This is a genomic window from Haloterrigena turkmenica DSM 5511, assembly GCF_000025325.1.
Taxonomy (GTDB): Archaea; Halobacteriota; Halobacteria; order Halobacteriales; family Natrialbaceae; genus Haloterrigena; species Haloterrigena turkmenica.
This window is the reverse complement of the sequence record NC_013743.1, coordinates 254,053-272,250: the sequence shown is the minus strand read 5'-3', so window position 1 is coordinate 272,250 and position 18,198 is coordinate 254,053. Positions and strand designations below refer to the sequence as shown.

Sequence of the window (18,198 nt, the reverse complement as noted above, 5' to 3'; positions counted from 1 at the left end):
GGGTCGCTTCGCTCCCCGCTCCGCCTCGAGGTCGAGTTCGCTTCGCTCACTCGACCTCGCCGCTCTCTACCTCCCCATCGTTCGCCAGCCACTCCGTTAGACTCCCCTCGTAGAAGGAGACATTCTCGTAGCCCAGTGCCCGGAGCACGACGTAGGTGTGGCTGATCCGCCGCGCGGTGTTACAGTAGAGGACGATCTCGCGGTCGGGCGTGATTCCGTACTCGGCCAGCAGTTCCTCGAGTTCGTCTGCGGGTTTCAGCCGGCGCGTCTCGTCGTCGACGACCTCGCGCCAGTCGAACCGGACCGCGCCGGGCAGGCGAGCCTCCTCGAACTCGTGGGCCTCGCGCGTGTCGACGAACAGCGCGCCGCGCTCTAAGGCCGCTTCGACGGCGGCGTAGTCGACTAGCGGGCTCTCCTCGGGTGCCAGCGGATCGGGTTCGTACTCGGTCGACTCGACGTCGGGGGTCTCGCTCGAGGTCTCGTACTCGCGGTTCCAGGCGCTGTAATCGCCGTCGAGCAGGCGCACGTCGTCGTGGCCGTACTCGAGGGCGGTGAGCACGAACCGGGCGGCGAAGACGCCGTGGGTGTCGTCGTAGGCGACGATCGTGTCTTCGGGCGAGATACCGGCCTCGGAGCAGAGGTCGGCGAAGGCCTCGGCGCCGGGGAGGGTCCCGCGGTCGACGTCGCTCTCGTCGCGGTAGCTGTCGAACGGGATGCTGACGGCACCGGGAACGTGACCGATGCCGTCGTACTCCCAGGCGTCCCTGACGTCGACGATGCGTACCTGCGGATCCTCCCGGTGCGCTGCGAGCCAGTCGGGCGTGACGACGACGGAGTCGTTCATTACGCGGTCACTAGGAGCGAAGCTCCGAGAACGCACCGGTTTGGACCCGAACGAACGGGTACCGGGACAGTGGCAACTATTGCTGGTGTCAGCGGACGGAACGTATCGATATCCTGGCGCATTCGCCGAAAATGACGCCGTTCAGCTTCTTTCACCGGCTGTGAGCGGACACGAACCGATCGACGAACGAAAGTTGTGGCAAATATTTCCGACAGGATCGATCGGTGTCCGAATTGACCGGTTAAGCAGTCCCTTTGTGTGTCGCCATCGAAGGGACGAGTATGGCAACCGACTACGCCAACGACGTACTCGTGTCCGCCGACTGGGCCGAGGAGCGTCTCGACGAGTTCCAAGACGACGACTCCGACCTCCGACTGGTCGAAGTCGACGTCGACACGGAAGCTTACGAGGAAGAGCACGCCCCCGGCGCGATCGGGTTCAACTGGGAGACGCAGCTCCAGGACCAGACCCAACGAGACATCCTCGAAAAGGAGGACTTCGAGGAACTGCTCGGCAGTCACGGTATCAGCGAGGACGACACGGTCGTCCTCTACGGTGACAACTCCAACTGGTTCGCCGCCTACGCCTACTGGCAGTTCAAGTACTACGGCCACGACGACGTCAAGCTGCTCGACGGCGGCCGCGAGTACTGGCTCGAGAACGACTACCCGACCACGGACGAGGAGCCCGACTTCTCGGAGACCGAGTACGACGCCGCCGGTCCACGCGAGAGCATCCGCGCCTACCGAGAGGACGTCGAGAACGCGATCGAGCGCGGCGTTCCGCTCGTCGACGTTCGCTCGCCCGAGGAGTACTCCGGCGAGGTCCTCGCACCCCCGGGACTCCAGGAGACCGCCCAGCGCGGCGGCCACATCCCCGGCGCGAAGAACATCTCGTGGGCGGCCGTCACCAACGACGACGGCACCTTCAAGGACTACGACGAGCTCGAGGAGCTCTACGCCGAAGAAGACATCGACGGCGACGAGACGACCGTCGCCTACTGCCGCATCGGCGAGCGCTCCTCCGTCGCCTGGTTCGCCCTGCACGAACTGCTCGGCTACGAGGACACCGTCAACTACGACGGTTCCTGGACCGAGTGGGGCAACCTGGTCAATGCGCCGATCGAAAAGGGCAACTGAGCGACGCCCAGTAAGCGGTCTCAGATAGCCGTTTTTTCGGATGCTGCGTCTCGAGTAGCGACTGCGCTCTCATCGACGCGTCGTCACCGAGCCACGCGAAAAAATCGTTCCGAGCTCACCGACTACTTCGAGAAGACGCTGTCGGCGGTCGCCGCACCGACGATGCTGAACACGGAGCCGACGCTGACGGCCTTGAACGTGATCCATGTGACGGCGGACCTCGTTTCGACGTCGTCGAGGAACGCTGTCGGCGCGTTGAACAGGAGCGCGAGGATCAGTACCGAGCCGAACGAGACGAGCAACAGCGAGATAAAGCGGACCGGCACGCCGGCGACCTCCTGTTCGACATCCGGATCGCGAGTCGTGTCTGCCGTGTACAGCGCACCGTAGCCGATCGCCGAGACGACGCAGACCGTCAGCACCGCCTGTATCGCGCTCATGCTACCCGCGAGGATCCAGACCTCCTCGGTCACGACGAACGGGCCGGCGAGCAGGAAGCCGCCGACGATCTGCTGTGCCGAGTCGGCCACCCGGAACTGGCGGGGGCGTCGCGGCCGTCGGATTTTCATGCACCCCTGTTTCTAATCGTCCGTGAAATACCGACCGATCGGTACGTGGGTGCGTGGTTGACGATATCGCGATCGCCGTCGCTCGCGAACGGTGGCTGCGAGAAAAAACGACCGTGCTACCGCCGGTAAGCGACGTTATTCGTGGAGGTAGTCCGACGCGAGATCGGACGGCGTGATGACCTCGAGATCGCCGTTCGATTCGAGGTCGGCGACCAGTTCGAGCGTCGCGTCGAGATTCTCGAGGTCGCGGAACGAGACCGTCGTGATCGTCCGCTGGTCGGCGGTCCACTCGAGGAGCGTCTCGGCCTCCTCGGCGTCGGGGTTGGTTGCACGGGGCACCATAGCGGGGTTGGTCACGTGGCCGTGACCGGGGAAGCCGCCGACGAACCCGAGGTCGTGGTGCTCTTTGACCAGTTCGAGGGTGGTGTCGTCGTACCGGTTGAGCGGGTACGAGAAGTACTCGGCGTCGAACCCGTGGTCCTCGAGCCACGAGACGGCACTGGTGATCTCGGCTTTCTGACTCTCCGCGTCGAGCGCGGTGAGATCGGTGCCGGTCGCGCCCTCGCTGGCGATCGTCCAGCCGTCCTCCTGGAGCGACTCGAGGTCGTCCACGGAGGGGTAGCCGGAGCCGCCCACGTAGTCGGTCTTGACGAACGCGGTCGCGGGGAGATCGTGCTCGGCGAGCGCCGGGGCGGCGTCGACGGCGGCCGACTCGTCGGGGAACTCGAGCAGGACCTTCCCAGTGTCGGGTCGCTTGACGAAGTGGTAGTCGTCGACCCACAGGGACATCTCTCGGTCGCCGGCCCAGAACGAGATCTTGGTGTGAGCGATCGAACTCAGGTCCGGGTCGCCGACGGTCTTCCTGTAACCGAGGTCGTGACGGGCGAACGAGCCGTCGGCCTCGACCGCACACTGGAGCAGCAGTCGGTTGCCATCGGTGTCCGAGAGCTGGACGACCGGATTGACCTCGCGATCGCTCGCGAACGCCAGCGCGGGGAGCTCGTCGGAGAGGTCGCGCGGCGAGTCGAACTCGCGTTTGATCATCACGCGGGTGTCGGATTCGGCGGCGTCCATCCGGGCGGACTGGGACCCGACGTGCGTGCGCTCCTCGTCGGCGCTCATCGAGCCTTCCATCACCGTCCAGTTCGAGAGGTCCTCGAACTCGTCGAACGAGCCCGGATCCTCGTTGATCGGGTCCGACGATCCGTTCTCGTCGCCGTTGTCGTCACCGTTGTCGTCGCCGTTTTTTTCGTCGGTCTCCGAACCGGTCAGGGCAGAACAGCCGGCGAACAGCGTCGCACCGGCCGTCGCGAGATACACTCGTCGTTTCATTCCGATCGAGGAAATTCGATATAGGGTGATTGTTATAGCTCGGTTATCGTCAGGAACGGCTGTATTAACCGGCGGCTGATAGTCGGAATGGGCCGGCTACTCCCCCGGTCGGCTCTCGACCGCGCCCCGACGAGCCGCAAGCGCTATCGCGACAGACCTAACTCGAGGCCCGTCGAAGAGGCCGGTATGACAGATGCCGAGGCGTTCGTCGAAGCCGTTGAGGAGGACAACCAGACCGCGCTCTCCCGACTCGGGTCCTCGAAGTCGCTGTACGCCGACACCGACGGCGACATCGACACCGAACCCGTCCTCCGGGCGACCGCCGACGCCGAACACGCCGCCTGGCAGACGTTCCTCGAGTGGGCCGACGACGAGAGCTACGAGGCGGCCCGCGAGGCCTTCGAGACCACCGCCGAGGAGGAGCAAGGTCACTACGAGACCGTCCTCGACCACCTCGGAGACGAGGAGTACGAACCGCAGGAAGTGCCCGCGCTCCACGAGTACCTGCGCGGCCTCGAGTCGACCGTCGAGCGCGTCGGCGCCTTCGTCGGCCGGATCCTCGCAAGTCAGCGCTCGAAAGACCAGGTCGTCGGCTACTTCGTCGGCGACGCCGATCCCCAGACCGCGAGCGTCTTCCGCGAGTTCGGCGACGATCTGGACGCCCAGCTCGAGCGCGCGACGGACCTCCTCGAGGACGTCTGCGAGGACGAGGACGACCGCGAGCGCGCCCACGAGGCCGCCGACGGCGCGATCGAGGCCGCCTACGACGAGTACGTCGAGAGCCTCGAGGCGATGGGCGCGAATCCCAAGCCCGTCTGCTGAGCTCGACCGGGCGCTGATCGGACCCGAGTACTGGCCAAAAAACGAGTGATTCGGTGCCGTTCGAACCGCGTTCAGACGCCTTCCACCGTCTCCCGGAACGCCCGGACCGACTCGAGGGCGTCGTCGACGAGGTCGGCGACCTCGCCGCCTTCTTCGTCGGAGATATCGGAGAGGATGTGCTCGTGACGGGCCAGTTTGCCGTGATCGGGGCCGCGGTCGGCCTCAGCGAGGTTAGCGAACTGGTCGGCCTGATTCTCGAGGCGCTCGCGGGTCTCGTCGTCGGAGGCGGCATCCGCGGCTTCTCGGAGCGTCGCTGCTGCGTCTTCGAGGTTTTCTCGTGCCATACGCTGACGTTCACCCGGGGCGGTTAAAACGGTTTCAATCGATTCCAAGAAGTGGAACGTCTCGAAAATTGTCGTCAGTCGACGCGCTCGAGTCGCTCCTCGAGGTCCAGTTCGGTCGCCGTCTCCGGATCGAAGCCGGCGACGGCGTCGTGGAAGTTCGTCCGGAAGCTGGCCGGTCCCTCGTGGGGCATCTCGGCCGCGCGTTCGCCGGCGATGCCGAAGGCGAGCGCGCCGTGGACGGCGGCCGTCGGCGCGTCGTCGACGGCGCCGCGGAAGGCCGCGAGCGTGGCCCCGAGCATGCAGCCGGTACCAACGACCTCGGAGAGCCGTTCGTGGCCGGCCGAGAGCCGGACCGCGCCGTCGCCGGTCGCGACGACGTCCTCGACGCCCGAGGCGACGACAGTCGCACCCGTCGACGCCGCCAGCGACCGGGCCGCGTCCTCGATCTCGTCGTACTCGCCGACCGACTCGACGCCTTTCACCTCGGCCTCGACGCCCGCGAGCGCGCTGATCTCGCCGTAGTTGCCCTTGATGATCGAGAAGTCGACATCCTCGAGCAGCGCCTCGGCGACCGCTTCCCGCGTGGGCGTGGCCCCGACACCGACGGGGTCGAGCACGACGGGAATGTCTCGCTCTGCGGCGGTTTCGGCGGCCTCGTGCATGGCTTCAACTTTCCCCTCGGGCACCTGTCCGGTATTAAGCAGAATCGCGGCGGCGCCGGCAGCCATCTCGCCGGCGTCGCCCGGCGAGTCGGCCATCACCGGGAGCGCGTCCCAGTGGAGGGTGAGGTTGGCCACGTCGTTCATCGTCACTTCGTTGGTCAGGTGCTGGACGAGTGGCGATCCCCGACCGATCGCTCGCAGCGAGTCCGCGAGTTCGTCATCGGTAATACCATCGGGTAATGGATTACTCATCGGCTACCGATCCGTCCCCCACTCCCTTCGCAGTTTCGACGGCGTCGGCGAGCGCCGCGGTCGCGGCCCGCGGCTCGTCGGCAGCGGTAATCTCGGAGATGACGGCCACGCCGGTCGCGCCGGCCTCGACGACCGGGCCCGCGTTGTCGGCCGTGATGCCGCCGATACCGACGACCGGGATCGAGACCGCGTCGACGATCTCCGCGATCCGCTCCGGGCCGACGCCGTCCTTGTATCGGTCGACCTCCTTCGAGGTCGTCCCGTAGACGGTGCCGACGCCGAGGTAGTCCGCACCCGCGGCCTCGGCCTCGAGGGCCTCCTCGACCGTCGCCGTCGAGCAGCCGACGATCGCCTCGGGACCGAGCAGGTCCCGCGCGACGCCCACAGGGAGGTCCGACTGGCCGACGTGGACGCCGTCGGCGTCGATCGCCTCGGCGACGTCGACGCGATCGTTGACGATCAGGTCCACGTCCGCCTCGGCGGTCAGTTCACGCAACTCGAGGCCCAGTTCGTACCGCCAGCGGGCGTCGGTATCCTTCTCGCGCAGTTGGACGACGTCGACGCCGCCCGCGATGGCGTCTCGGACGACGTCGACCGTCGAGCGGTCGCCGGAGATCGACTGCTGGGTGACGAGGTAGGTGCCGTACTCCGATGGATCCATGGGAGGAACTGGCGTGACAGATCCACTAAGCGACTGTGGTTCTCGCGCACGGGCGTTCAGACATCGCGATTCCGATCCGCGACCGGTGCTCAGGACTCGAGGCGATTCACTCCGGTCCGAACCAGCGCGTTCCAGTCGGCCTCGTCGAGCCGGTCCCGGAGCGTGGGCAGCGGCGTGATCGGCTCCGGATCGGCCGTCTTCTCGCCGATCGACCGGCGCCACCAGGCGACGTCTCGCCACTCGCCCTCGCTGTGACCGATCGCCGGGAAGTCGACGCAGCGCTCGAAGCCAAGCCGCTCGTGGAACCGCTCGGTCTCGGGGTTGGGGACCGTCGTCACGGCGTAGCCGTCGCGGACGCCCTGGCGCTCGAGGACCGCGAACAGCGACTCGTAGAGCGCGCGGCCGACACCCGACTGGCGGGCGTCGTCGGCGACGTAGACGGAGAGTTCGACCGTCCACTGGTAGGCCCGGCGTTCGCGCAGCCGGCTGGCGTAGGCGTAGCCGGCGACCGCGCCGTCTATTTCACAGACGAGCCACGGGTACGTCTCCAGGGTCGACGCGATTCGATTGGCCACCTCGGCCTCGGTCGGTGGCGTCTCCTCGAACGTGACCGCCGTCGACTCGCAGAAGGGGGCGTAGATATCGCGGACTGCAGCGGCGTCGTCCGGTGTCGCGACTCGAATCCGCGCGTCGGCTGTCATACGGTCGTCTCTTTGCGACTCGAGTGATAAGTTCCTTGAAACCGGCGGCGCCGAGACCCGTGGCTGGTCGATCGAGTTCCTCGAGAACGACGCTCTCCCGTCGTATCTCTACCTTATGACCAGAACTACTTAAAGGAAATCCGAGTTCACTACACGGGATCCCCGAGCGATTCAGCCGTGGCTACGAGATTGTGCGCCAGAGAACGACGCTTCTCCGTCGTATCTTCACCTTGTGACGAGAGCCACTTAAATACCGTCTGTGTCCACCGCGTCGAATCATCGACCGAGAGACAGTAGCGACTACTCGAGATTGTGCTCCAGAGAACGGCGTCCTCCCGTCATAGCTCTACCTTGTGACCAGAAGCACTTAACGGACGAACGGAGTCACGACGCCGGCAAGCGTATCTCGTGTACCGACCGTAACGCCCATACCGAGCACTGAGAGTGTCACAGCCGTAATGCAGGAAACGACTGCAAGGATGAGGAGTCCCTCGAGCCGGCCGCCTCTCGAGGAGGGTGAGCGCTGACCGATGGCCGACCTGATCGGCATCTTCGCCTCGGCGATCGGGCCGATCGTCGCGATCGCGGGGGTCGGCTACGTCCTGGCGACCGTCAAACAGATCGATCCGGAGCCGTTGAACATGGCCGTCGTCTACGTGCTAGCGCCCGCGTTGGTATTTCATAGCCTCGCCGTCACGGAACTCGCCGCGGCGACGCTCGCGCGAGTGACGGTCGGAGTCGTCCTCTTCACCGCGGCAATGTGGGGGCTCGCCGAACTGACCGGGCGCGCCACCGGCGAGCGCGAGCCGGCGCTGAGCGCGCTGATCCTCGTCGCGATCTTCACTAACTCGGGAAACCTCGGCATTCCCGTCTCCGACTTCGCGTTCGGCGACATCGGGCGGGAGACGGCCGTCCTCTACCTCTCAGTCCAGTCAGTGCTGATGTACACCCTCGGCGTCTACATCGCCTCCCGGAGCAGCGGCTCCGCCGGCCTCGAGGGGGTTCGCCGAGTGTTCTACATCCCGCTGGCCTACGCCGTCGTCGCCGCGCTGGTCGCCCGGGCGCTGGATCTGGTTCCGCCCGCGGACACGGCGGCGATGGAGACGCTGCAACTCGTCGGCGACGCCTCGATTCCGCTCATGCTGCTCATCCTCGGGATCCAGCTCGCGCGCACCGACACCGCCTCGGCGGTCTCCCGCGCGTGGTCCGCGACGGCCCTCAAGATGGTCGTCGCGCCGGTGATCGGGCTCGGGATCGCGCTCCTGATCGGCTTCGAGAACCAGACCGTCGCGCGCGTGTTCGTCCTCGAGACCGCGATGCCGGCCGCGGTGACACCGTTGATCCTCGTCATCGAGTTCGCCGGCGGCGCCCGGTCCGAGGGGGTGCTCGTCTCGGAGTACGTCTCGACGTGCGTGTTTCTGACGACGCTGCTTTCGATCCCGGTGCTCACCGTTCTGATCGCGATACTGCAGTCCGGCGTCGTACTTTGACGAAAATCAGCGCCGTCGGTCTCCCTCAAGCGGACGACCTGTCGCGAGCGTCGCGCGCGAACTGCAACCCGCCGAATACGGCGAGCGTGGCGACGAAGACCAGCACGGCGTCGACCGCGGCGCCGCTCGTCACGAGCGCGACGACGCCGACCGCGACGGCGATCGCGAACGCGACCGTCTGCTGATCGGTCGGGTAGCGGGCCGTCAGCCGGTTCACAACCACCAGGAATGCCAGCCCGATGGCGACCCCGGCGACGACATCGACGAAATAGTGGACCCCCAGCGCGACCCTCGAGGCGCAAACGAGCGAGACGACCGTCGCCGCCGCGGCGGCCCGCTGGCGGGCCGTGCCGATCGAGAGCCGCCAGGCGAGGCCGCCGTAGACAACTGTCGTCAGGACGGCATGCCCGCTCGGGAAGCCGTAGCCGTCGGCGGTTCCCGTCGCCTCGTACAGCGACCGGGCCAGCGGCCCCAGCGCCTCGAGTTCCGCGAGCGGTCGGCCAGGTCGAGGCAGGGCGAACGCGTATTTCAGGGCAGTCACCAGCGAGAAGCCGGCCAGCATCAGTCCGACGAGGACGGCGGCCTCCTCGCGGTCGTCCGGCCGAAACCAGTAGACGAGTCCGACGAGGAGGACCAGAAACCAGACGTCCCCCAGCTGGGTCAGCAGCGCGACGAGCAGCGCTGCCCAGTCGGGGAGCGCGTCCTGAACCGCCGGCAGTACACCGATTCCCCTGGACATGCGTCCCGCTACGCCGACAGGTCACTAATCGGTGTCGGCTGAGCGTCGGTCCGTAGTCTGCCACACTCTTGTGGCCGAGCAACGGCGATGTTACTCCGAGGAAAACGCGATCACCCTCGAGAATCCGGCCGAGGGCGACTTCCCGTCATAGCTCTACCTTGTGACCAGAGGCACTTAAAGAAACGACGGCACTCGATCACGAGCGGCGTGGCCACTGTGATTTCGGAACTACTCGACAATGAGAACCGCTGACAAAAACGTGCTCTCGAGCGACGACAATCGAAAGCGGAACGACCGACCTAGTGACCCTGATCGTGCGGGTTCAGGGCAGTGCCGTAGTTCTCGGCGTGGTCGGTGTAATCGATAAAGCGCGGCGCGTCGGGGTCGAAGGGACGCTCGAGGCTCTCGAAGGCCTTCTTCTTGTCCCAGCCCTGGAGCTTGCCGACTGCCGAGCGATCCTCGAGGTCGTGGTAGTCGAGTTTCGGCTCGGTCAGCTCCCAAGCGTTCATCCCCTGCTCGGTGCGGATGATGACGCTCGAATACTCGTCGCTCGAGCCGACGGAGCCGACGGTGATGTCCGAACAGAAGCCGGTGAAGTCGGCACACTCGTCACAGCCCTTGAGCGCGGCGTCGTGGAAGTTCTCGATGTCCTCCTCGACGATCATCTCGCCGTCGTGGTCGTAGACCATCATCTTCCCGTTGAGGACGTCCATCTTGCCGATTTCCGACGGGGAGATGCCACGTTTTTCCTCGAGCTGCTCGCCCATGAGGCTGTGGTAGTTGAAGTTCTTCGTACACATCAGCGCGATCGTGTAGTCGACCGCGCGGATGCCCTCGTTCTGGGCCTGGTAGTCCCACTCGAAGTCTTGCAGGGCGCGGATGCCCTCGATCTCACACGGCGTGCCGACGATGGCCAGCGAGAGGTCGTCCCAGTCCTTGTCGGGGAGCTTGTGCTCCCACTGTTTCAGGTCGAGGTTGCCGAGCGCGAGCGTCTGGTTGTAGACGGTGCCTGCGTTCTCGATGAGCTCCTCGGTGGTCGTCGCGAGGAAGCTCTCGGCCTTCCACTCTTCCTCTTCGCTCTCGGTCGCGACGAGGGCGCCGTCGATCTCGCCCTCCTCGAGCAGCGTCGAGAGGACGCCGGTGACGACGCCGCCGTCCTGGGCGTTGTCGGTCCAGTCGTCGTCGACCTTCGCGGAGAACTCCGTGATCGGATCGCCGGCGCCCTTGACGTTGTCCTCGCCGCCGGTGATCTTCCACTGGCGCTCGTAGCGCATCCCGCCGCGGGGACAGAAGTCCCAACAGAGCGAACAGCCGGTACACATCTTGACCAGTTCCGGCAGGTCGTCGTCGCCGACGCCGATCGAGTCGGACGGACAGGCGGCGACACAGGTCCCACACTGGATACAGCGGCCCTCGTCGATGACGGCCTCGTCCAGTTCCATGAACCAGGTCTTCTCGTCGGGCGTCTCGATGTCGTTCATCTGCGACCGGATCGAGTACTCCGGCGTCTCGAGGTCGACGCCGTCCGGAATACCGACGCGGACGTCGGGCGCGTCGTCGTAGACGTCCTGGCTGACGTTCTCGGCCGGCTCGGTGAACTCGAGCTCGCCGAGTTCGCCCATCTCGTCGACGTTGGCGGCGCCCGCACCGTCGGTGGCGACGCGCTTGTCGTCGGCCGAGCCCGCGGACGCGGCCGATTCGGCGGTCTTCTCGCCGCAGGTACAGGTGTCGGGCGAGCAGCTGTCGCCCTCCGCGTTCGCGCCGCCGTCGGTCGCAATAGCGCCCTCTCGAGCGTGGTCGGTGTTCTCCCGGGAGCGGGACGCGCCGCCCTCAGCGTCGGGGACGACGACGGCGTCGTCATCGTCGTCCGACGCTGGAACGTGAGGGAATCGACGTTCGTCGCCGTTAGTCCCCATGGGCAACACCTCGTGCAACCGGCGCGTCGGCCCCTTGCATGATCTGTCGGAGGCGCTCGTTGTCGATGCGGCGGGTCCACTCGTAGAACTTCTCGCCGTCGTCGCGGCCCTCGCTGTAGGCCTCGAACAGCTGCTCGAGCGCCGGAATCACGGACTGGGCGGGCACGGCGTTCTCGACCCAGTCGAGGAACTCGTTGTCGGCGCCGAGCGAGCCGCCGAGTCCGAAGTCCATGCCTTCGACGATGTTGTCGCCCTCGGCGTTGGTGCTGTTCTCGTCCTCGAGTTTGACCGTCTCGCCGCGGAAGCCGATGTCGGCGATCTGGGGCTGGGCACAGGAGGCCGAGCAGCCGGACATGTGCATCCGGATGGCCTCGATGTCGTCGGGGACGTCGATGCGCTCGTCGAGCTCGCGGGCCCACCGCTTGGTTCGCTTTTTCGTCTCAATGATGGCGTAGTTACAGAACTCGTTGCCCGTACAGCCGACCGCGCCGCGGGAGAACGGCCCCGGATCGGGACTGTACTCCCGGGCGAACGGCTCCGCCAGCAGGTCGTCGACGTTCTCGTCGGGGATGTGAGTGATCAGGAAGTTCTGATCGGTCGCCAGACGCACGGAGGCGTCCTCGGTCCCGTACTTCTCGGCGGCGCGGGCGGCCTCGGCGAACTCGTCGCCGCCCATGCGGCCGGCGATCACGTTGAAGCCGACGTAGTTGAGTCCGTCCTGCTTCTGCTCGTGGACGCCGACGTGGTCGCCCTGGTAGCCGACGGTCAAGTTCTCGCCGCCGGTGGGTAGGTCGATCGTACAGCGGTCGCGGACGGCCTCCTCGAACTTCTCGGGGCCCATCTGCTCGACGAGGTAGCGCATGCGGCAGACGCCGCGGTTGTTGCGGTCGCCGAGCTCCTTGAACGTCTGGGCGACGGCGCGGCAGAACTCCACGGCGTCCTCGGGTCGGATGAAGACGTCGAGCTCCGAGCCCATCCGCGGGCCGTCGGAGAGGCCGCCGCCGACGCGGGCGTGGAAGCCGTAGAGGTACTCGCCGTCTACCTCCTTCTTCGCGGGGACGAGACCGACGTCGTTGATCTGGGACTGCGCGCAGTCGTGGGCGCAGCCGGTGATCGTGATCTTGAACTTTCGCGGGAGGTTGGCGTACTCGCGGTTGTTCGTGAAGTAGTCCGAGACGGCGTCGATGACCGGTTGCGCGTTGAAGCACTCGTGGTCGTCGAGGCCGGCAGCGGGGCAACCCAGAACGTTCCGGGCCGAGTCGCCACAGCCCTGAACCGTCGTCAGGCCGACCTCATCGTACCGTTCCCACATCTCCGGGACGTCCTCGACGCGGATCCAGTGTTTCTGGATGTCCTGTCGCGTCGTGATGTCGAGGTAGGCGTCGCCCCAGAGTTCGTTCTGCTCTTCGCCGCCGTACTCCTCGGGAGCGACGGCGTAGTCCTCGGTGACCTCGCCGATGACCTCGGCCTGTTCGGGCGTGAGCTTGCCGCCCGGCACCTTAGTCCGGATCATGAAGTAACCCTCCTGCTTCTGGGCGTACATGCCGGCCCACTTCAGGCGCTCCCACTCGCCGCCGCCGGCGCGCTCCTCGATCTCCTCGAAGCTCAGCTGCTCGTCGGCGTAGTCGTAGACATCGTCGATGACGTCGAGCGGGTGCTTGTTCTGTTTGTATTGTTCCGTCGTATTCATAGATACCACCGCTGGCGAGCGCTGCCAGTAGCCAGCGCGGTCACACTATCTTGAAAGACCATCGTTTAGCGGGTAGTAACACCCTAGCCCTATACCACCCTGCAAAGGGGCGAATCATGACGAGGGTCGTCCGAACAAGAAAATATTGCCTCCTTCGGAAGCCGCGGCTCTCCCCGTGGTCGAGAGATCCCCTCCGAACGGACGGTACCGGAGTCAGATCAGTCCGCTCGAGCGAACGTCGTCACTGAAACCTGCAATAATCTCCGGTAGTCGAGCGGCCGTCTCAGTGGAAACAGGCGACGGGACCGCCCGCACTCCGCGGATTGGGATCGAACGTCGGCTCGTCGGCGAGGCCAGAATACCGAGCCCGGAGGACGATGTGTTCGTCGACGTAGTAGGTGACGCGGATGGATCGCTCGGATTTTTCGGGCGTCCGTCGTATTTTGGTCGTCAGATCGAAGACGAGCGAGACCAGTTTCGCCTCGCGGTCGGACTCCGCATCGACTGGTTTCGCGTCCCTCGCCTCGAGGTCGAACTCGAACTCCTCGGTCTCCGATCCGTACTCCTCGAGAAAGGCGTTGTGCTGATACGCCGCTTCGAAATCGCGGACGTACTCGCCGGCCGACTCGAGCAGCGGGTTCGGCGGGGTCGGATACGTCGCGGGTTCGAGGGCTTCGTCGCGGATGGGCGGGGACGGGTCAGGCCGATCGACATCGTCGCAGTCGAACTCGTCCGCCGGAACGACGCCGGACTCGAGCGACTCTTCGGACTCCGAACTCGTGAGATCGCTTTCGAAACAGCCTGCAGCCCCCAGAGACAGCCCCACCATCGACGTGAGGAGGGCGCGGCGGGAACGGGGTTTGCGCATACATTGATGTCAAACAGATATTATATGTATGTTTCGTATTCCCGTCGAATGACGGTCCGTGGGACTGCACCTCGAAGGAGAATCGACGAGTTGCGACCTCGAAGTAGCCGGAACCGACGCCGGGACGGCGTTCGGTCGCTATTCGTCGTCCTCGAGCAGGCGATCGACCATCTCCTCGGGGTCGAACGGTTCGAGGTCGTCGTACCCCTGACCGACGCCGAGGAACAGGATCGGCTTCCCGGTGACGTGTGCGATCGAGATCGCCGCGCCGCCGTTGGAGTCGGCGTCGGCTTTCGTCAGGATCGCCCCGTCGATCTCGGCGGCCTCGTTGAACTCGCGGGCGCGGTTGACGGCGTCCTGTCCGGCGACAGCCTCGTCGACGAACAGCGTCATATCCGGACCGACGACGCGATCGATCTTCTCGAGTTGATCCATCAGCCCCTCGTTGGTGTGGAGTCGACCCGCGGTGTCGCCGAGCACGACGTCGATGTCGTTGGCCTCGGCGTACTCGACCCCGTCGTAGAGCACGGCGGCGGGGTCGCCGCCCTGTTCGTGGGTGATGAGTTTCGTACCGAGCGCCTCGGCGTGTTGCTCGATCTGCTCGTTGGCCCCGGCGCGGTAGGTGTCGCCGTTGGCCATCACCGTCGAGTAGCCCCGCTCCTCGAAGTAGCGGCTCAGCTTCGCGATCGACGTCGTTTTCCCGACGCCGTTGACGCCGGTGAAGACGATTGTGACCGGCTTCTCCGCGGCGGCGATGCGCTCGTCGAAATCGAACTGGCCGACGCTGATCACGTCGTAGATCGCGTCGCGCAGCGCCTCCTCGATCACATCGCCCGTCGAAGTCGTGAACGACCGGGTTTCCCCGATCAGTTCGTCGCGCAGGTTGTCGAGGATCTCATCGGTGACGCCCATCTCCACGTCGCTCGAGAGCAACGCCATCTCGAGTTCGTGCAGGGGGGCCTCGAGGTCTTCCTCCTCGATGACGAACTTCCCCTTGACGAGCGAGCGGGCCTTGGTACCGAACCCGGTCGAGGACGACTCCTCGTCGGCGTCGGCTTCCGCGTCCGCGTCTTCCTCCTCGTCCTCGAGCGCGTCGGCCTCGACTGCGTCGGCCGTCTCAGCGCTGGCCGTCTCAGCGCCGGCAGCCGTCTCGGCCTCGAGTTCGCTCTCGGCGCCGTCGGCCGGCTCGACGTCGGCAGCCGGTTCGTCCTCGGTCTCGTCCGTTTGCTCGTCGGCCTCGCTGCCCCGTTTGATGATTCCCTTGAGGTCGAGTCCGGAGCTCTCCTCCTCGTCGGCTTCGGACTCGGTCTCAGTCTCGGGTTCGGAGTCGGGTTCAGATTCGGCCTCCGGCTCTGGCTCCGCAGCCGACGGGTCGTCCGTCGACGCCGCGCCGGCTGTCTCGGCCGCGTCGGCCGTTTCAGTCGCAGCGGAAGTTGACGCGGGCTCCGGCTCGTCGGTCTCCGGTTCGGCGCCAGCCGTCGTCTCGTCCGGCGCCGCCGTCTCGGCCTCGAGGTCGCCCTCGGGCTCGTCGACTGGCTCACCGGTGGTATCAGGAGCGTCCGGAGTCGTCGCGTCGTCCTCGCCGGCCGCCGACTCGGACTCGGCCTCGAGCTCCTCGACGTCTGCCTCCTCGAGTTCGTCCTCGTCGACCTCCTCGACGTTCTCTTCGGCGGCTTCTTCGGCGTCTTTCCGGAAGCTCCCGAGTTTCTCCTTCAGGTTGTCAAACATGGTGGGAAAGGGGTCCCGTCGTTACTCGTCGGGCTGTTGGCCCTGGCCCATCTGCTGCATCTGCTGTTGCATCGCCTGCTGCTGAAGCTGCTGAGCCTGCTGCTCGAGCTCCTCGCTCTCGGTCTCGAGTTCGGCGATCTCGCTGTTGATCTCGTCGATCCGGTCGTCGAGGTTCTCCTTCTTGCTCTCGAGGGCGTCGACGGCGTCGTCCTCCTCGAGTTCCGCGGCGTAGTCGGCGCCGAGTTCGACGATCACTTCGTCGATGTCCTCGATGGTGGCTCGAAGGTAGGCACCGCCGCCGATGGGGACCTGTACCGTCGAGTCCGTATCCAGCGTCTCGAGGGCCTCGATGGCCTCGTCGGTCTCGGTTTTCTGTTGCTGGACGCCCTCGACGCTCTGTTCGAGTGCCTCGATCTGTTCTTCGATCTCCTGTAGCTCCTGGGACAGCTGCTGTAGTTGTTGTTGACTCATTGTTGGGTAATATCCTCGAGTTCGATCTGTCTTCGCTTCGGTCCGCATCGACTCTCGAGTCGAGAGAGAACGCGTTCGCGACCGACGCTCTCGTTTTCGGTCACGGCCGCGGTTTCGCGCGCCGCGAAACCGTCGTAATCGGTAACCCGGCCGGTGACCGCAAACCGACTCATGGCTATGACTCCGGCAGGCAGTCGGAAGAATGTTCCTTTCCATCGAAGCCCCGACACCGTTCGCGGTAGCCGCCGGCGTTCCGGCGGTTCCGGACCGAACGGCCGATATCTGACCGGGCTGTCGGCCGGAAGTCCCGCCAGAAACGCACTCGAGCCGCGGTTCCGGCGACCGATCGCGTCGGGTTCGATGCCGTCGAACTCGGGGACAGGTTCCTGTCGATTGCGTACTGGTACAGCACTATTTCGCCCCGCGGGAGCCGCGTTGCTGGACCGTTCTGGTCGTCGCGAGGGGCGAACTGACTTTGCGTGCGATATCGTACGACCCACCGAACCATGTCCGAACTCGACGCCGGCGATCTGCTGCCCAGCGAACGGATGCGAAAGCAAGTCCTCGAAGGCGAGGTCACCCAGATCCACCGCGGCCACCGGTACGCCGAGGAAGGCGATACGTTCGCCATCGAGGACACGACCTTCGAGGTGACCGACGTGACCGAACGCACGCTCGGCGACCTGACCGACGAAGACGCCCAGGCTGAGGGGATGGACGACCTCGAGGGGTATCGACGCCTGCTCGAGCGCGCCCACGACGACTTCGAGTGGGACGACGACAGCGAGGTCGTTCGCCACCGGTTCGAGCAGCGATAGCACGGTAACGTTCGCGCTCCCTCGAGGCACTATCGGTTGAACGGCGCGCTGAGATGCGACGAGCGAACGTGAATCGCGTCTCGTCTCGCGAGGTCGTCGCGAATGCAATCGCTACTCGGAAAAGTCGATACAGCAGCCGCATCGTCTGATAACTCCACTGACAGCTATCGTCTGCCAGTTGAAAACGGAGCGACGAGAAGACTCCTACTCGAGATAGCCGAGCGCGTCCTCGATCCGGCCCAGCTCCGGTCCGGTGGTGTCCTCGCCGACGACGTAGCCGGACTCGTTGGCGATCAGCCCCGAGCCGACCAGCGGCGCACCGTAGTTGACGGTGCCGACGTCGGCACGGACGTCCAGGGTCTCCTCTAAGACGTCCAGTTCCTCGTCGGTCGCCTTGGGGTGACAGAGCACCCCGGAGTTCGTCGCGACCGCGGCGGTCCCGACCGTGCGAACGCCCGCGAGGTCGCCGCGTTCGACGGGGACCTCGAGGGTGTCTTTCACGATCTGGACCGTCTCCCGCGGGAGATCGGGGTGGACGTACGCGCCGTAATCGTTGGCGAGCACGACGTTTCCGGCGGCGTTGATGTTCCCCGGCAGTTCCGCGACGGGCAGATCGACCGCCTCCTCGAGCGCCTCGCGCTCGTACTCGAGGACGCGGGCACTGACGAGCAGCCCGTTCTCGTTACCCGTGGCTAGGGCGCCGACCGTCGAGGAACCGCCGACGGTGGTCTGCACTGCGGGTACCTCGAGTTCGTCGGTCAGGTCGGCGACGACGTCATCGTCGACGTCCGGGCGAACGAGCACGCACGAGTCGGTCGCGCGGGCGAAGACGCCGACGTACGCCGACCCGGCGAAGGCGAGGCGTTGCAAGTTTAGTCGGCGACCTCGGCCTCGACGACGGCCTCACCCTCTTCGTCGAAGCGGGCCGCGCGAACGCGCAGCTTTCGCGGCGGGTTGGAGCGACCGTTCGACCAGACTTCCTCGTTGATCGAGGGGTCCAGGCGGATGGCGTCCTCGTCGACCGCGAAGTGTTTCGCGAGGTGTTCGCGGACCAGTCGCATCGCGTAGTCGGCGGCCTCGTGGTTGGCCCCCTTCTTGACGTCGCGCAGCGGAACGGTAACGACGCGTTCCTCGAAATCACTTGCACTCATC

General features: G+C 65.7%; 20 protein-coding genes. 4 read left to right on the top strand and 16 right to left on the bottom strand.

Annotated elements, in window-relative coordinates; genetic code table 11:
- Positions 1 to 46 precede the first annotated feature (46 nt).
- Positions 47 to 844, bottom strand: coding sequence for a sulfurtransferase (locus HTUR_RS01235; RefSeq protein ID WP_012941480.1), 798 nt, complete (start codon positions 842 to 844; stop codon positions 47 to 49).
- Positions 845 to 1,125: 281 nt separating this feature from the next.
- On the opposite strand from HTUR_RS01235, the gene HTUR_RS01230 reads away from it, so the two are divergent.
- Positions 1,126 to 1,983 (top strand): sulfurtransferase, encoded by an 858-nt coding sequence (locus tag HTUR_RS01230; RefSeq protein ID WP_012941479.1) that lies wholly within the window; start codon positions 1,126 to 1,128, stop codon positions 1,981 to 1,983.
- Between the two features lie 122 nt (positions 1,984 to 2,105).
- On the opposite strand, the gene HTUR_RS01225 is transcribed toward HTUR_RS01230, so the two are convergent.
- Positions 2,106 to 2,552, bottom strand: coding sequence for a DUF2391 family protein (locus HTUR_RS01225; protein WP_012941478.1), 447 nt, complete (start codon positions 2,550 to 2,552; stop codon positions 2,106 to 2,108).
- A gap of 135 nt (positions 2,553 to 2,687) precedes the next feature.
- The gene (locus HTUR_RS01220; RefSeq protein WP_012941477.1) at positions 2,688 to 3,884 is read right to left on the bottom strand and encodes a polysaccharide deacetylase family protein; all 1,197 of its coding nucleotides are present in this window, start codon (positions 3,882 to 3,884) and stop codon (positions 2,688 to 2,690) included.
- A 186-nt stretch (positions 3,885 to 4,070) separates the two neighbouring features.
- Here HTUR_RS01220 and HTUR_RS01215 point away from each other — a divergent pair, with 186 nt between their 5' ends.
- Positions 4,071 to 4,706: a hypothetical protein gene (locus tag HTUR_RS01215; RefSeq protein WP_012941476.1), complete on the top strand. Its 636-nt coding sequence runs from the start codon at positions 4,071 to 4,073 to the stop codon at positions 4,704 to 4,706.
- 71 nt (positions 4,707 to 4,777) lie between these two features.
- On the opposite strand, the gene HTUR_RS01210 is transcribed toward HTUR_RS01215, so the two are convergent.
- The 4 genes from HTUR_RS01210 to HTUR_RS01195 form a co-directional block, all read right to left on the bottom strand.
- A complete protein-coding gene (locus HTUR_RS01210) occupies positions 4,778 to 5,050 on the bottom strand; it encodes a DUF7553 family protein (RefSeq protein WP_012941475.1) in 273 nt (90 codons plus the stop codon).
- 74 nt (positions 5,051 to 5,124) lie between these two features.
- Positions 5,125 to 5,964 carry a hydroxyethylthiazole kinase gene (thiM, locus tag HTUR_RS01205; RefSeq protein ID WP_012941474.1) on the bottom strand — a complete coding sequence of 280 codons (840 nt, stop codon included), beginning with the start codon at positions 5,962 to 5,964 and terminating at the stop codon, positions 5,125 to 5,127.
- Positions 5,957 to 6,625, bottom strand: a complete 669-nt coding sequence (gene thiE / locus HTUR_RS01200; protein ID WP_012941473.1) for a thiamine phosphate synthase — start codon at positions 6,623 to 6,625, stop codon at positions 5,957 to 5,959. Before thiE ends, thiM begins: the two co-directional genes overlap by 8 nt.
- An 89-nt stretch (positions 6,626 to 6,714) precedes the next feature.
- Positions 6,715 to 7,326, bottom strand: a complete 612-nt coding sequence (locus HTUR_RS01195) for a GNAT family N-acetyltransferase (protein ID WP_012941472.1) — start codon at positions 7,324 to 7,326, stop codon at positions 6,715 to 6,717.
- A 530-nt stretch (positions 7,327 to 7,856) separates the two neighbouring features.
- Here HTUR_RS01195 and HTUR_RS01190 point away from each other — a divergent pair.
- Entirely contained in the window at positions 7,857 to 8,816 is a 960-nt protein-coding gene (locus HTUR_RS01190) for an AEC family transporter (protein WP_012941471.1), read from the top strand.
- Between the two features lie 25 nt (positions 8,817 to 8,841).
- Here the strand turns inward: HTUR_RS01190 and HTUR_RS01185 are convergent, their stop codons facing one another.
- The 7 genes from HTUR_RS01185 to HTUR_RS27155 all read right to left on the bottom strand — a co-directional run bounded on the left by HTUR_RS01185 (position 8,842) and on the right by HTUR_RS27155 (position 16,401).
- Entirely contained in the window at positions 8,842 to 9,555 is a 714-nt protein-coding gene (locus HTUR_RS01185; protein ID WP_012941470.1) for a phosphatase PAP2 family protein, read from the bottom strand.
- Positions 9,556 to 9,854: 299 nt separating this feature from the next.
- A complete protein-coding gene (locus HTUR_RS01180; RefSeq protein WP_012941469.1) occupies positions 9,855 to 11,471 on the bottom strand; it encodes a Coenzyme F420 hydrogenase/dehydrogenase, beta subunit C-terminal domain in 1,617 nt (538 codons plus the stop codon).
- On the bottom strand, positions 11,461 to 13,161 hold the full coding sequence (locus HTUR_RS01175; RefSeq protein WP_049941560.1) for a nitrite/sulfite reductase: 1,701 nt from the start codon (positions 13,159 to 13,161) through the stop codon (positions 11,461 to 11,463). The genes HTUR_RS01180 and HTUR_RS01175 overlap by 11 nt, the downstream gene beginning before the upstream one ends.
- Before the next feature lie 283 nt (positions 13,162 to 13,444).
- Entirely contained in the window at positions 13,445 to 14,029 is a 585-nt protein-coding gene (locus HTUR_RS01170) for a hypothetical protein (RefSeq protein WP_226377463.1), read from the bottom strand.
- A 138-nt stretch (positions 14,030 to 14,167) separates the two neighbouring features.
- Complete coding sequence (gene ftsY / locus HTUR_RS01165; protein ID WP_012941466.1) at positions 14,168 to 15,757, bottom strand: signal recognition particle-docking protein FtsY; 1,590 nt, start codon at positions 15,755 to 15,757, stop codon at positions 14,168 to 14,170.
- 21 nt (positions 15,758 to 15,778) lie between these two features.
- Positions 15,779 to 16,228 carry a prefoldin subunit alpha gene (gene pfdA / locus HTUR_RS01160; RefSeq protein ID WP_012941465.1) on the bottom strand — a complete coding sequence of 150 codons (450 nt, stop codon included), beginning with the start codon at positions 16,226 to 16,228 and terminating at the stop codon, positions 15,779 to 15,781.
- Positions 16,225 to 16,401, bottom strand: coding sequence for a hypothetical protein (locus HTUR_RS27155; protein ID WP_012941464.1), 177 nt, complete (start codon positions 16,399 to 16,401; stop codon positions 16,225 to 16,227). The genes pfdA and HTUR_RS27155 overlap by 4 nt, the downstream gene beginning before the upstream one ends.
- Before the next feature lie 333 nt (positions 16,402 to 16,734).
- Between HTUR_RS27155 and HTUR_RS01155 the strand changes: the two genes are divergently transcribed.
- On the top strand, positions 16,735 to 17,046 hold the full coding sequence (locus tag HTUR_RS01155) for a hypothetical protein (protein ID WP_012941463.1): 312 nt from the start codon (positions 16,735 to 16,737) through the stop codon (positions 17,044 to 17,046).
- 204 nt (positions 17,047 to 17,250) lie between these two features.
- Here HTUR_RS01155 and HTUR_RS01150 read toward each other — a convergent pair whose 3' ends face one another.
- Both HTUR_RS01150 and HTUR_RS01145 read right to left on the bottom strand, forming a co-directional pair.
- The gene (locus tag HTUR_RS01150) at positions 17,251 to 17,916 is read right to left on the bottom strand and encodes a translation initiation factor IF-6 (RefSeq protein WP_012941462.1); all 666 of its coding nucleotides are present in this window, start codon (positions 17,914 to 17,916) and stop codon (positions 17,251 to 17,253) included.
- 2 nt (positions 17,917 to 17,918) lie between these two features.
- Positions 17,919 to 18,197: a 50S ribosomal protein L31e gene (locus tag HTUR_RS01145; RefSeq protein WP_006184873.1), complete on the bottom strand. Its 279-nt coding sequence runs from the start codon at positions 18,195 to 18,197 to the stop codon at positions 17,919 to 17,921.
- Position 18,198 lies beyond the last annotated feature (1 nt).